The organism is Parapontixanthobacter aurantiacus (assembly GCF_009827635.1).
GTDB classification, from domain to species: Bacteria; Pseudomonadota; Alphaproteobacteria; order Sphingomonadales; family Sphingomonadaceae; genus Parapontixanthobacter; species Parapontixanthobacter aurantiacus.
The window spans coordinates 723,903-736,424 of sequence record NZ_WTYW01000001.1 but is presented as its reverse complement, the minus strand read 5'-3'; the positions used below and the strand labels follow the sequence as shown (position 1 = coordinate 736,424).

Sequence of the window (12,522 nt, the reverse complement as noted above, 5' to 3'; positions counted from 1 at the left end):
CTCGAAACCGGAGCGGACGTCAGACGCAGTTCGCCCGATCAGTAGCGATAATGATCGGGCTTGAACGGGCCTTCCTTGGGAACTCCGATATAGTCGGCCTGCTTCTGGCTCAGCTGGCTCAGTGCGACGCCGAGCTTGTCGAGGTGCAGGGCCGCGACCTTCTCGTCGAGGTGCTTGGGAAGGACGTAGACCTCGTTTTTGTACTCGTCCGACTTCGTATGAAGCTCGATCTGCGCCAGCGTCTGGTTGGTGAAGCTCGCGCTCATGACGAAGCTGGGATGTCCCGTCGCGCAGCCCAGATTGACGAGACGCCCCTTCGCAAGGACGAGGATCTTCTTTCCGTCGGGGAACGTCACGAGGTCCGTGCCTTCCTTGATCTCCTGCCATTCGTAATTGTCGAGCGCGGAAATCTGGATCTCGCTGTCGAAGTGGCCGATATTGCTGACGATCGCCATGTTCTTCATCGACTTCATGTGTTCGGCGGTGATGACGTCCTCGTTACCGGTAGCCGTCACGAAGATGTCGGCCCGCTTCACCGCTTCGTCCATCGTAACAACTTCGAAGCCGTCCATCGCCGCCTGAAGCGCGCAGATCGGATCGATCTCGGTCACCATGACGCGTGCTCCGCCGTCGCGCAGGGAAGCTGCCGAGCCCTTGCCGACATCGCCGTAACCGGCGACGCAGGCCACCTTACCGGCAAGCATGACGTCGGTAGCGCGGCGGATAGCGTCGACCAGCGATTCCTTGCAGCCATAAAGATTGTCGAACTTCGACTTCGTCACCGAATCGTTCACGTTGATTGCCGGAAACGGAAGCTTGCCCGCCTTTGCAATCTGGTAGAGGCGCATCACACCAGTCGTCGTTTCTTCCGAAACGCCCTTGATGTTCTGCACCGACCTGGTGAGATAACCCGGCTTCTCCGCGATGAATTTCTTCAACGCCTTCTGCATCTCGATCTCTTCGGCATTGGTCGGTTCGGGCATCGTCTCGCCCGCTTCGATACGTGCCCCCCACAGCGCGAACATCGTCGCATCGCCGCCATCGTCGAGGATCAGGTTCGCCGTCCGCTCGCCATCGTCGTCGGTCGACCAGTCGAAAATCTTCCCGACATAGTTCCAGTAGTCGGCCAGCGATTCACCCTTGATTGCGAAGACGGGGATGTCCTTCGCCGCGATTGCAGCTGCGGCATGATCCTGCGTGGAGAAAATGTTGCAGGTCGCCCAGCGCACGTCCGCGCCGAGTGCGACGAGCGTCTCGATCAGGACTGCCGTCTGGATCGTCATGTGGAGAGAGCCGGTGATCCGCGCGCCCTTCAGCGGCTTTGCCGAACCATATTCCTCACGCAGGGCCATCAGACCCGGCATTTCGGTTTCGGCTATCTCGATCTCCGCACGTCCGTAATTGGCGAGAGAAATATCCTTGATGACATAATCGTTGAAGTCGGCCACGCGCGTCGGTCCTTGTATTTGTTCGGATAGAAGATTTGCAGCGCACGCAAGAAAGGGCGGCGCCGAGTTGGCACCGCCCCTATCCTTTCGCCCTGCCAAGAGCAACCGTTGCGAACTTCCGTAAGGCCGTTCGCGCCGTACCTGTTCCTAATCGAGATAGGCGAGGTTCCGGCCGCGGCGCGAATCGAGAAGTTGCGAGGCAGCCAGGGCGAGCTGATTGGGGTCGCGTTCCTCCGACAGGTTGTTCGCAACCTTCTTGAGCTCGGCACATTCGAGCCACGGATGCCCCTGCCCGTATTCGTTCGCCATGCCGACGCTCATCCGGTCGAGTGCGCGCATTGCACCTTTAGCACCGTGTCGCTTCTGCAGATCGGTGCGAAGCTGCCGCCCGGCGAGGTTCAATGTCGAAAGATGCGCTGCGGAAAACTTACGGTATTCAGGCTGGAAATCGTCCTTCCCGGTTCGGCAGCGAAGGCTCGTCACCATTAGCATGATGTCGAGCTTGCGGATGTTTTCTGCCGTTTGCAGCGTGTCTGCGGCGATCGCGTTCGACGGCGTGGCAAGCATGGCGGCAGCGACGGCTGCCCCAGCTAGTTTCCTGCGGATATTCTGCATTTCCTGTCCCCCGTTGGGCCGGCCGCTACGAAGCGGCGGCGTCTGCTTCGAACAGGGCTGTCTCAAGGCCCCTGCCAACAGGGATCGCGCCCAAGCATTTAGGCTTTCTTAAACAAACAGGATGAGCGCAAATTAACCATCCGTCGGACGAGCGACGGCGCTCCGATGCAATCGCTTGCTATGCGACGGCACATGCCTATGTGCTAAGCGGACCACGCACCACCAGAAGCGGAGAAACAAGAATGACAATTTCCGTCGGCGACAAGCTGCCCGATACCACGCTCATCAAACCGACCGAGAACGGACCTGAGAAAGTCCAGTCCAGCGATTTCTTCGCGGGGCGCAAGGTCGCGCTGTTCTCCGTTCCGGGTGCATTTACGCCGACCTGTTCGGCCAAGCATTTGCCGAGCTTCGAAGATCACGCCGCCGAGTTGAAAGCCAGGGGCGTCGACGAGATCGCCTGCACGGCCGTCAACGACCCGTTCGTGATGGGCGCCTGGAAGGACACGACGGGCGCGAAGGAGGTCACCATGCTTTCTGACGGGAATGGCGATTTCGCGCGCGAACTGGGCCTTACGATGGACGGATCGGGCTTCGGTCTAGGCCAGCGGGGTCAGCGGTTCTCGATGCTGGTGGAAGATGGCGTCGTAAAGCAGCTGAACGTAGAGCAGCCGGGCGACTATTCCGTCAGCAGCGCGGAACATATGCTCGAGCAGATGTAATACGAACCAGCCCCGGGAATGCCGCATGGCGCGAGCATTCCCGGGCGCCTCTCTCGGAACGAACGAAGATGGTCGAGAAGCCTTCCGAACAATTCCCGGAAACGATTGACAACCGTGCCGAGATTTCGGCCGATTGCACTGACTACAAGGTTCTGCTCGGCTGGAGCGCGGGAGATCTGGGCGATCGACTATCCCTTCGGATGCAGTCGCTCGACGCATCACAGGAACGCGATCAGGATGTCCACGAAACCTGCATGTTCATGACAAAAACGCAGGCAGTGCAACTGGCTACCTATCTTTTCCAGATTACCGGAGAGAGCGCGCCGACGCGGCACAAGCCGCCTCTGCTCGACAGGTTGCTCGGCAAGTAACGACTAGCGCTAATTAATAGCCCATCAGGCTGAGGACTTCTTTCCGGCTGCGTTCGTCCTCGCGGAAGATGCCCATCATCCGGCTCGTCACCATGCTCACACCGGGGGTTCTGACGCCGCGCGCAGTCATACAGGCGTGGCTTGCCTCGATAACGACCGCAACGCCTTGCGGTTTCAGATGCTCCTGAATGCACTGCGCGACTTCTGCCGTAAGTCGCTCCTGTATCTGCAACCGGCGCGCGAAACCATGCAGGACGCGCGCAAGCTTGGAGATACCGACCACGTGGTCGTTGGGTAAATAGGCGATGGCCGCCTTCCCGATGATTGGAGCCATGTGGTGTTCGCAATGCGACTGAAAGGGAATGTCTTTCAACAGGACGATCTCGTCATAGCCGCCGACTTCTTCGAACACCCGGCTGAGATGCACCGCCGGGTCTTCTTCATAGCCGAGACAATATTCCTTCCATGCTCGCGCGACCCGTTTCGGCGTGTCGAGCAAACCTTCTCTCGTGGGATCGTCGCCCGCCCATTCGATCAGCGTGCGGATCGCCGCCTGTACCTCTTCGGGTACCGGCGGCTTGCCGCGTTCTACGTCCTCATCCGGTCCCACCAAACTGCTCATCGCGTCAGCCTCCTTGCGATGCGATCCTTCACTCGTTTCAGCCTCGACCGCTTACGGAACATTCCGCCTTTTGCAAACGGCTCGAACATGTCCTCCGGATCCTCCGGATCGAGCAATTGCGACTCTGCCAAGGTCTCTTCGACGCCATTCAATTCCGGCAACTCATATTCGCGCAAATTGCGTCCGCCCTCCGTCTGCGTCGCTTCGATGACACCGCGCATCGAACCGTGCGTCTTGAGTAAGGCGACCATTTCGCTCTCTTTCACGCCGCAATGCTCGGCAAGCAGGGAGTGGCGGATCTTCTCGATCTGATCGCCGACATGCGCGTTGGCCTTGCGCCGCTTGTCCAGGAACACATCGCACTCGCTATCGAGACCGAGGGACCGATTGTTCATGTTTGCCGAACCGATGCGGAAGACGACATCGTCGACTATCATGATCTTGGCGTGGACGTATATCGGCGTTTTTCCGGTAAAGGGCGTCCAGAGCGAAAAGCGCTTCTTCGTATCGGCATCGTTCAGGCATCGGACCAGTTCCGCGCGAGCATGGTCCATCGCCTGCTGTTCGAGCCAGCCTTCAGCATGTTCGGGATGAACGATGACAAACTCCGGCGGGTTGTCTTCGCCGAGGCGATCCAGAATCGCTTCAGCGATGACACGTGAGGCAAAATACTGGCTTTCGGCGTAGATGAAGTATTCGGCCTCGCGGATATGCTTGACGAACAACCGCTCGATTTCCTCGACCTTTTCCCAGTCGCGATAGGCTGCGCGGGTTCGCGCAATGCCGAGTTCGACATTCTCGAACTGAACGTCGAGCCCTTCGGGCCAGATGCTTTCATGCGGTTCGACATCCGGAAGGGGTTTGCCCCCTGCCCTGATCCATCGGTCCTTACCCAGCTCCGCAAGAGCGGTCGCGATGGGACCTTCCATCATCATCGTGGCATCGTGCCACGGCGGATGCTGGTCGCCATCAGGCCCGGTCCGCCCGTCGTCGTCTTCCTTGTGTTGACGTGTGTCCCAGCGGCCGGTCGTCATGTCGATCCCCCCGCAGACGGCCAGCGTCGAATCGATGACGGCAATCTTCTGGTGATGGCTGCAACCGACCGGGTGCGCGCTGTCGAATTTGAAATCGATCTGTTTGTGGGGAAACCACCGCATCAGGTCCCACCACATCGAACCGCGCAGCGCGAACTTGAACGCCCCGAAGCTCCATTTCAGGATACGGATCTCAAGACCTGGACGATGGCGAGCGAGCCACGCGACGAAGCTGCCGAGCCTGCTCGGATATTTCTCGCTCCAGCCGCGTTGCCACCAGCTTCGTCCCGTAGCGAGATGAATGCGCGTGTCGACATCCCAGCCGATCAGCAGGATGCGCCGTCTGGCTTTGAGCATGGCGGCCTGCATGACTGCGAAGTAATCGGCAGCATCGATGATGAGGGAAGCGCGTTCGACCATCTCGTAGCGCCAGACTTCCGGCTCTACGCTCGGCGGCAGCCGCGACACGCTCTTGTCGGTCAACGTATCGTCGTCGGTCGTGCTCAATTGCAGGCTCCCCCTCGGCACCGTTGGCCTATCGCGCGCAAGCGTTAGACGCTTATCGCCCTCTTCGGCTAGAGCCGAAATCGCTCGCCAAGCCCCATCCCGAGAAGAAGCTCGTCGAACGGCTTACGGGATGGCGATTGCAGGGAAAAAATGGCGCGCCCGGAAGGATTCGAACCTCCGGCCACCTGATTCGTAGTCAGGTACTCTATCCAGCTGAGCTACGGGCGCGCAATGGAAGTGGCCACATAGGAGGCAGTGGCAACCTTGGCAATAGCTCAATTCAGAAGATTGGCTTCGCCTTGCCTACATCATGCCGCTTCGCATTGAATAAGGCGGCGAGATAGTTCGGCATCAATCGGCGGCATATCCAAATCTCGGAACCGGCTCGCGGGGACCCACGCTATCTGGCCCCCCTCGAGTGAGCGTGGTTCACCCTCCCACTGGTCGCAACTGTAAAGCATGACGACAATGGTCCCACCGTCTTCTCTGTCGTCGCTATCGCCGAAGGCAAATGCCCGGAGATCTTTCGCCTGAATGCGGATGCCAAGCTCTTCCGCAATTTCCCGAACGAGGGCGGTGCGAGGCGTTTCGCCGGGTTCGACCTTACCACCGGGAAATTCCCAAAGGCCGCCGTGCTCTTTTGAAAGAGGGCGTCGTTGCATCATCCAGTGCCCGTCCGAATTGCGCAAAGCCAGCGCAACCACGGGGAGCCATGTCGGAATACTTTCCACTTTCTTCGTTTCCTTCAACCAATCCTTAACTGCAAATGCTTAGTGCCTGTCGCATCCGAATTCCGAAACGTCCCGGAGACTGCTCCAGCATGCGACACGAACTGACAGCCTTCCTCAAGGACGAAAGCGGCGCGACCGCCGTCGAATACGGACTGATACTTGCGCTGATCTTCCTCGGCGCAATGACGAGCTTCACCTATGCCGGTGCGTCCATTTCCAACCTCTGGAACTATACCAGCAACAACATCGATGGCGTCGTCAACGACTGAGAATTCATCGGTTTCACGTTAGCGAATTTTCAACACCTTCAACCTAAACCCGAACACTCTTGAACCGACATGGCGCAAGACGGGTATCGAAGACCAAAACCAGGAGACTACAAATGACGAATTTCAAGAAGCTGATCCGCGACGAAGAAGGCGCAACGGCAATCGAATACGGCCTGATCGCCGCTCTTATCGCTGTCGCTCTGATCACGGCTCTCGGCAGCCTCGGCAACAACCTGAACAACACCTTCAACGCAGTTGGCGACGAACTTAGCAACGCTAACAGCTAAGTCGATGCCGATGCAGGCCTGAGACCTGCATCCGTAAAAGAAAGGGCGGCCGGCAATTCCGGTCGCCCTTTTCTTTTTTTTGTGTCTGTGTGGCTGACCTAAGTGGTTCTGCGTATGTTGTGGATAATGTAACCGCCAAAGGACAGCAGCTAACTCCCCCTTCGAAGCATCCCGCTGTTCGGGACGCCATCAGATCGGAGAGGGAAGATGAACAGGTTCATGCAGTGCCTCAAGAGCGAAGCGGGTTCTGCCAGCGTCGAGGCAGGCGTCCTCGCTGCTTTTCTAGCCTTGGGCGCAATGTCCTTGGCAGAGGCGCTGACGGAGCAGATATCGCAACCGCTAAACAGCGCCGCAGCAACCATCCAACAGAATTCGCAAACCGAAAAAACCGTGATGCGTACCTCTGCACCACCTGCTCACGAGAAGTCCCGCGAAGAAGCGTCAGGAGCGCGAAGTGACGGATTCGTACGTTCTAGCGTCCGCGAACGACGATCTTCACTTTTTGCCCGGCCCGAAGCTGTTCGTCTCCGACCAATCCGTTGAGGACGCGGAACCGCTCGATCTGTCCGGTGTCGTAAGCCATTCGGCTAGCAAGGCGCTGAACGGTATCACCCGGCTGCACGGTTACGACGTCCAATACGCGCGGTATGATGTTGTCAGCCTCAGCCTGCGTAATGCGCCGCATCGAATTGAACAGCGGCGAGAAGACGCCGGCCCTTCCAGCAGGCGCAATCGCCTGAAAGTGGTAGGCCCGGTCATTCGAGAATTCGTAGGCAAAAACGACAACATCGACCTGGCTTTGGCCGTTATTGACCCGTGCAGTGCCGTAGGCGGCAGGCAAGCCGTTGACGGTCGTGCGCTGAATGCTTGCCGGCGTTAGCGCCTGCTGGTCTCCGCCCAGACTCCTGAACACCGAAGCGACATAGTTTTCGAGATTTCCACCATACTGAGCGAGCGTAAACTGCGCCTGGCCGGTCTGCCCGTTGATCGCGACCGCTCTCGTCGAATTGACCATGTAGTAGCCGTCCGGCGCCGTGAAACGCAGACGAAGATCGGGATGAATGAAGCTCTGTCCTTCGATGACCCCTTGCGATGGGCTGTCACCATACGTCAGACCGTCTATCCGCGTCAGGAACGTGTCACGATTCGTGATACCTTCTCCCAAGCCCTGCGCCCGCTCCAAGGCAGTTTGCACACGACTGGCGGGATCGGGGTGCGTCGAGGCCCATTCCGGAAGTTTTGCGTCGCCCCTCCCCTGAAGCTGCGCATCGAGCTGGTTTTGCAGGGCAAGACTGCGCAGAACCGTGCTCATCGCACGCGGATCATAACCGGCAGTGTCGAGATAACGGATTCCAAGCGCGTCGGCTTCAAGTTCCTGACTGCGGGAAAAACGCAGGGTCAGCAATTGCGACGTTTGCAAGGCTGCCTGTCCAAGCTGCTGGCCGAGCGGATTGTTGCCCAAAAGAATGCCCGAAAGAATGGCGGCACCGGCGCCAAGAATCGAGTTACGCTGTGCATTCGCCTGCCGCCGCTGGGCGTGACGAGCAGCCACGTGGCCGACCTCATGGCCGAGCACGGCGGCAAGCTCCGCCTCGTTGTTCATGAGCGAAACGAGCTGGCGCGTCGTATAAACATATCCGCCGGGGATCGCGAAGGCGTTGTTCACCGAACTGTCGAGCAGCGAAACGGTGAAGGATTCGCGGGCATTGGCGAGGCCCGATTCGACGGCGATATTCTGTCCGACCTGTTCCACGTAGTTCGCTTGCGGGCCCGTCATCCGGCCACCGAACTCCGAGAGCAATTGCGGGTGATACTCGGCACCCTGTTGCGCTTCGGACTGCGTGATCGGTGCGGAGGCGCTCGGAATGTTCGCCGTGCCCATGCAACCCGACAGGGTGAGGGCGAGACCGGCACAGCTTGCCAGCGCGGTAATCTTGGAACGGTTGAACGACGATCTGGACATTGTTTTCCCCTTGCAGCGTGAGAGATGCACGATGCTTTTCGCATCGGCTTCAGCCTCACGGCGCGCTTGCGCGTTTTATGCAGGTGAAAGTATTGTCTTCGCCGATTTGTTCCCGCCTTGCGCGGTCTTAGCGGGCCATATTGAGAAAACGCTCTTCGCGCTGAGCAACGATTTCCTTCGAGGTTCGGCCATCGAATTGTGCGAGTTCTTCGGAAATTCGAGAGGTCAGGCGATCTGCGGCGGTTTCAGGATCGCGATGCGCGCCGCCAACCGGCTCGGGAACGACGCCATCGATAACGCCGAGGGACAGCAGATCGCTGGATGTCACTTTCATCGCTTGCGCCGCTTCGGACGCCTTTTCGGCGGTGCGCCAGAGGATCGACGCACACCCTTCGGGCGAAATGACGGAATAGACCGCGTGTTCGAGCATCAGCACGCGGTTCGACGCAGCCAGCGCGACCGCGCCGCCTGAACCGCCCTCGCCGACGATGACGGAGATGATCGGTACCGGAAGGGCAAGGCAGGCTTCTGTCGAGCGAGCAATGGCCTCTGCCTGGCCGCGTTCCTCCGCTTCGACGCCCGGGAACGCGCCTGAGGTATCGACGAGGGTGACCACCGGCAGGCCGAACCGTCCGGCAAGCTCCATGAGCCGGATTGCCTTGCGATAGCCCTCTGGCTTTCCCATGCCGAAATTGTGACGCAGGCGGCTTTCCGTGTCGTGCCCCTTCTCGTGACCGATCAGCATGACCCGTCGCCCGTCGAGCTTGGCGAAGCCGCCCATGATCGCCTCGTCGTCGCCATAGAGCCGATCCCCGCCCAGCGGCATGAAATCCGCAAAGCCGTACTGCACGTAATCGCGAAAATGAGGCCGCTTAGGGTGTCGCGCGACCTGCGTCTTCTGCCACGGGGTGAGCGAGGAGTAGGTCGTTTCGAGGAGGGCCGCGCTCTTCTGTTCGAGGCGAGCGAGTTCCGCCGAAATATCGACCTGGTCGGACTGTGCACTGCTTCGCAGATCGGCAATGCGCGCTTCGAGCTGCGCGACGGGCTTTTCGAAATCGAGGTAAGCGTTCATGCAAGCTGCGCTAATGCGTGGACCCTGCCCAAGCAAGCCTCGAACGGAACGTCGTCGCCGCTACCCGTCCCTTTTCGCCAGAGGATGCCGCTGATTGACCAGTTCGACGAGCCGCGCCGCGTCGAGATGAGTATAGATTTGCGTCGTCGCGATGTCGGCATGGCCGAGCAACGTCTGCAGAACGCGCAGGTCCGCACCGCCCTCCAGCAGATGCGTCGCAAAGGCATGGCGCAGCACATGCGGGCTGACTTTCTCCATCGGCAAGCCCGCGCGGCCAGCCAGTTCCTTGATTATCTGGTAGAGCCGGATGCGCGATATGTGCGTCGCGCGCGATGGAAAGAGGTAGCGCGATTGCACCTTCCTCAGAAGTAGCCAGCGCGAAAGAGCGATCCGCGCCCGGCCGCTAATCGGGACGAGCCGCGTCTGGCCGCCCTTCCCCGTTACCGTCAGGAAAGGAGCATCGCGCGGCACGGCGGCAAGCGGCAGTCCGACCATCTCGCTCGCGCGTAGCCCCGAACCGTAAAGCAGCTCGACGAAGAGAAGTTGGCGCACCTTGCGCGGTTCGTCGCCGGTCGCTTCCTCCTCCGCGCGTTCGAGCAAACGATCGACCTGTCCGACCGACAGGATCTTCGGCAAATTGCGGGCCGGTGTGGGCGCACGCAGAGCCGTGCTCGGATCGTCTTCGCGAATGCCTTCTTCGCGCAGAAAATCGCAGAATTGCCGAACGGCAGAAATCTTGCGCGCGACGGTCGCCGGCGCTGCCTCGGACAATGCCGAAGTGAGCCGCTCGAATGCACGCTTCTCGGCAGTGGCCAGGTCGCCAACGACCTCCGCGGCCTGTTCGAGGTCTCGCCTGTAGGCGAGGATGGTGTTCCGGGCGGCCCCTCGTTCAGCAGCCATCGCTGAGAGAAACCGCTCGATGAGTTCGCGGTTATCCGAGCGGATTGCCGCCCCGCCCGTCAACCGCGGGCAATCGCTTCGGCTGCGATCATGCGCGCTTCCGCGCCGAGGCCGACGGCGTCGAGCGAGCGCACGATTTCGAACAGGTGAGCTGGCGTCATGCGTGCCCAGCTATCCCCCTGCATTCCCAGCCCGGCAAGCAGGACCACCATCGTCGGATTGCGAACTTCTGCGGCGCGACGGATCGTCTGCGCCCATTTCGAATTCTTTTGCAGATTGACCGAAAGCCTCTCTTCGAAATCGGAGATGGTTCCGCCCTGCAAGCGGCCCAGTCCGGCGAGCCCGGCCAAAGCCAGCTTCGCCTTGCGCTGGCCGGAACTGTCGTCGTCATCGACGAAACTGTCGAAATCGCCTGACGAGACGCTACCGCCTTCGCCAGGGCGCGCGACGGCCAACAATGCCCAGGCCGCACTCCCCTCCTCGACCTGATTCTCCCAAGCGAGCGCATTGCGGTCCAGTCCAGCGGAAAGCATGGACGCCAGAAGTGAGAAGGCGTCGGCGCTTTCTACCGAGGTTACTGGATAGCGGGCCGAAGCGAACGCCGTACTGACCATCTTGCCGTAACGCGTTTCCCCCTCGCTCCAGATGGCGCGTAAGGCTTCCAGCTTCTGCGCCGGGCTCGGCGCAACATAGGCGGCACGCAACGCTTCCGCGCTCTGCAATGCGTCGCTGTCCTGCTCGGCAAAGACATAGGCTTGGGAATAGAGGTCGACCATTGCCGAAGAGGAAAGGATTCCGCGTTCCGCAGCTTCGGGCGCGCCGTCGAGCCGCTGAGCGATCGGCAGCATTGGCGCGGTCGCTGCGATCAGACGGTAATAGGCAGGTGCGCTTTCGACCAGTTCCTCGGGCACTTCCTCTCCCAGCGCGTTCGCCAAGGCGAACCGCCACGGCGTCAGTTCCTCGACCCCCTGCCACTCGATGTTTACCGCGCGTCGTCCGCGTGCCGAAGCGCCTGCGAAGCGTTGGGCGAGCAGCGCGTCGATACGTTCGGCGGAACCGCTTCGCAGGACGCGATTGAGATCGCTTGCCGCCCGGGCGCTTTCTCCGGCGAAAGATGTGCAGATACCCTGCAACATGCGCCACTGCGCGTCTTCGCGCTCCGTGCCCTGAAGGTTCACGGCCGGACAGATGCCCAGAATGTCGGACGTCGCGAGATAGGCGTTGACCGCCGCATCGGTCAGCGAACGGTTCCATTCTCCCGTATCGACGCTCTGGGCAAGCGACCGCGCCGCGGCGAACTCGTTCATGCGGTTCAGAAGGGCGGTCCGCTTCGCCGCGAAGACGACAGGTTCCATGCCTTCGGGTGCGGCTAGGCGACTGGTCAGCGCGCGCCGCAGAAGGATATGCCCCCAGCGGGACACGAACTGACCGTCCATTCCGTCTAGCACGGCGGCAACGAGCGTGCCGGGCTGGTTCGCGAGCGACTGACTCGGAACGCCGCCTTCCTGCGGTCCGATGACACCTACCCGCGTCAGCGGGCGGCGAGCAGCAGGCGGAATATCGTATTGTGGACGAAGGCCGAGCAACTCGTCGAGCTCGTCAGTGGAGAGGTTTTCGAGTTCTTCGAGCGTCGGTAGTTCTGCCAGAATATCGCGGCTCGGCGCCGGCGGGGCTGGCCGCGCCTCCTGTCCGCCGGGAATGGGTTGCACCACCGCGCCGGAAGGATCGGGTGCGGGCGTTCCGGGCGAACCCGTCGATGGCGCGGGACGGGACGGTTGCGCCGGCGAAGGGGTCGGTGCCGGGGCGGGAGCTGGCGTGGGCGCTGGTGGATCGCCGAATCCCGGCGGAAGGAGGGATTCGGGCGCTTCCTGCGCTACGACCAAGGTCGATCCGGCGAACAGCAAAGCGCCTGCGGCCACTCCTGTCAGCCAGCGCCTGCTCGGCATGGTTCGACCGTTCGTTCTCATAGCAATTCCAACCA

General features: G+C 60.5%; 13 protein-coding genes and 1 tRNA gene. 4 read left to right on the top strand and 10 right to left on the bottom strand.

Annotation, left to right across the window (positions count from 1 at the left end; all coding sequences use genetic code 11):
* Positions 1 to 38: 38 nt before the first annotated feature.
* Together ahcY and GRI38_RS03600 are read right to left on the bottom strand one after the other, a co-directional pair.
* Positions 39 to 1,448, bottom strand: coding sequence for an adenosylhomocysteinase (gene ahcY / locus GRI38_RS03605; protein WP_160681544.1), 1,410 nt, complete (start codon positions 1,446 to 1,448; stop codon positions 39 to 41).
* 147 nt (positions 1,449 to 1,595) lie between these two features.
* The gene (locus GRI38_RS03600; RefSeq protein ID WP_160681543.1) at positions 1,596 to 2,063 is read right to left on the bottom strand and encodes an S-adenosyl-L-homocysteine hydrolase; all 468 of its coding nucleotides are present in this window, start codon (positions 2,061 to 2,063) and stop codon (positions 1,596 to 1,598) included.
* Positions 2,064 to 2,305: 242 nt separating this feature from the next.
* On the opposite strand from GRI38_RS03600, the gene GRI38_RS03595 reads away from it, so the two are divergent.
* The gene (locus GRI38_RS03595) at positions 2,306 to 2,785 is read left to right on the top strand and encodes a peroxiredoxin (protein ID WP_160681542.1); all 480 of its coding nucleotides are present in this window, start codon (positions 2,306 to 2,308) and stop codon (positions 2,783 to 2,785) included.
* Positions 2,786 to 2,853: 68 nt separating this feature from the next.
* The gene (locus GRI38_RS03590; protein ID WP_160681541.1) at positions 2,854 to 3,156 is read left to right on the top strand and encodes a hypothetical protein; all 303 of its coding nucleotides are present in this window, start codon (positions 2,854 to 2,856) and stop codon (positions 3,154 to 3,156) included.
* Positions 3,157 to 3,169: 13 nt separating this feature from the next.
* Here the strand turns inward: GRI38_RS03590 and folE are convergent, their stop codons facing one another.
* The 4 genes from folE to GRI38_RS03570 form a co-directional block, all read right to left on the bottom strand.
* Positions 3,170 to 3,778, bottom strand: coding sequence for a GTP cyclohydrolase I FolE (folE, locus tag GRI38_RS03585; RefSeq protein WP_160681540.1), 609 nt, complete (start codon positions 3,776 to 3,778; stop codon positions 3,170 to 3,172).
* On the bottom strand, positions 3,775 to 5,319 hold the full coding sequence (locus tag GRI38_RS03580; RefSeq protein WP_237487333.1) for a phospholipase D-like domain-containing protein: 1,545 nt from the start codon (positions 5,317 to 5,319) through the stop codon (positions 3,775 to 3,777). The genes folE and GRI38_RS03580 overlap by 4 nt, the downstream gene beginning before the upstream one ends.
* Positions 5,320 to 5,470: 151 nt before the next feature.
* Positions 5,471 to 5,547: transfer RNA gene (locus GRI38_RS03575), tRNA-Arg, on the bottom strand.
* A gap of 80 nt (positions 5,548 to 5,627) precedes the next feature.
* Positions 5,628 to 6,068, bottom strand: coding sequence for a (deoxy)nucleoside triphosphate pyrophosphohydrolase (locus GRI38_RS03570; RefSeq protein WP_237487332.1), 441 nt, complete (start codon positions 6,066 to 6,068; stop codon positions 5,628 to 5,630).
* Between the two features lie 71 nt (positions 6,069 to 6,139).
* On the opposite strand from GRI38_RS03570, the gene GRI38_RS03565 reads away from it, so the two are divergent.
* Together GRI38_RS03565 and GRI38_RS03560 are read left to right on the top strand one after the other, a co-directional pair.
* Positions 6,140 to 6,319: a Flp family type IVb pilin gene (locus tag GRI38_RS03565; protein WP_160681539.1), complete on the top strand. Its 180-nt coding sequence runs from the start codon at positions 6,140 to 6,142 to the stop codon at positions 6,317 to 6,319.
* Between the two features lie 113 nt (positions 6,320 to 6,432).
* Positions 6,433 to 6,606: a Flp family type IVb pilin gene (locus GRI38_RS03560; RefSeq protein ID WP_160681538.1), complete on the top strand. Its 174-nt coding sequence runs from the start codon at positions 6,433 to 6,435 to the stop codon at positions 6,604 to 6,606.
* A 472-nt stretch (positions 6,607 to 7,078) separates the two neighbouring features.
* Here the strand turns inward: GRI38_RS03560 and GRI38_RS03555 are convergent, their stop codons facing one another.
* The 4 genes from GRI38_RS03555 to GRI38_RS03540 all read right to left on the bottom strand — a co-directional run bounded on the left by GRI38_RS03555 (position 7,079) and on the right by GRI38_RS03540 (position 12,508).
* Entirely contained in the window at positions 7,079 to 8,569 is a 1,491-nt protein-coding gene (locus GRI38_RS03555; protein ID WP_160681537.1) for a M48 family metalloprotease, read from the bottom strand.
* Positions 8,570 to 8,696: 127 nt separating this feature from the next.
* Positions 8,697 to 9,641 carry an acetyl-CoA carboxylase carboxyltransferase subunit alpha gene (locus GRI38_RS03550; RefSeq protein WP_160681536.1) on the bottom strand — a complete coding sequence of 315 codons (945 nt, stop codon included), beginning with the start codon at positions 9,639 to 9,641 and terminating at the stop codon, positions 8,697 to 8,699.
* Positions 9,642 to 9,701: 60 nt separating this feature from the next.
* Positions 9,702 to 10,604 carry a tyrosine recombinase gene (locus GRI38_RS03545; protein ID WP_272916420.1) on the bottom strand — a complete coding sequence of 301 codons (903 nt, stop codon included), beginning with the start codon at positions 10,602 to 10,604 and terminating at the stop codon, positions 9,702 to 9,704.
* On the bottom strand, positions 10,601 to 12,508 hold the full coding sequence (locus GRI38_RS03540; RefSeq protein ID WP_237487331.1) for a hypothetical protein: 1,908 nt from the start codon (positions 12,506 to 12,508) through the stop codon (positions 10,601 to 10,603). Before GRI38_RS03540 ends, GRI38_RS03545 begins: the two co-directional genes overlap by 4 nt.
* Positions 12,509 to 12,522 lie beyond the last annotated feature (14 nt).

Coding starts and splice junctions, on each gene's coding strand:
- GRI38_RS03600 (WP_160681543.1), bottom strand. CDS start 2,063: ATGCAGAATATCCGCAGGAAACTAGCTGGGGCAGCCGTCGCTGCCGCC.
- GRI38_RS03595 (WP_160681542.1), top strand. CDS start 2,306: ATGACAATTTCCGTCGGCGACAAGCTGCCCGATACCACGCTCATCAAA.
- GRI38_RS03590 (WP_160681541.1), top strand. CDS start 2,854: ATGGTCGAGAAGCCTTCCGAACAATTCCCGGAAACGATTGACAACCGT.
- folE (WP_160681540.1), bottom strand. CDS start 3,778: ATGAGCAGTTTGGTGGGACCGGATGAGGACGTAGAACGCGGCAAGCCG.
- GRI38_RS03565 (WP_160681539.1), top strand. CDS start 6,140: ATGCGACACGAACTGACAGCCTTCCTCAAGGACGAAAGCGGCGCGACC.
- GRI38_RS03560 (WP_160681538.1), top strand. CDS start 6,433: ATGACGAATTTCAAGAAGCTGATCCGCGACGAAGAAGGCGCAACGGCA.
- GRI38_RS03555 (WP_160681537.1), bottom strand. CDS start 8,569: ATGTCCAGATCGTCGTTCAACCGTTCCAAGATTACCGCGCTGGCAAGC.
- GRI38_RS03550 (WP_160681536.1), bottom strand. CDS start 9,641: ATGAACGCTTACCTCGATTTCGAAAAGCCCGTCGCGCAGCTCGAAGCG.
- GRI38_RS03540 (WP_237487331.1), bottom strand. CDS start 12,508: ATGAGAACGAACGGTCGAACCATGCCGAGCAGGCGCTGGCTGACAGGA.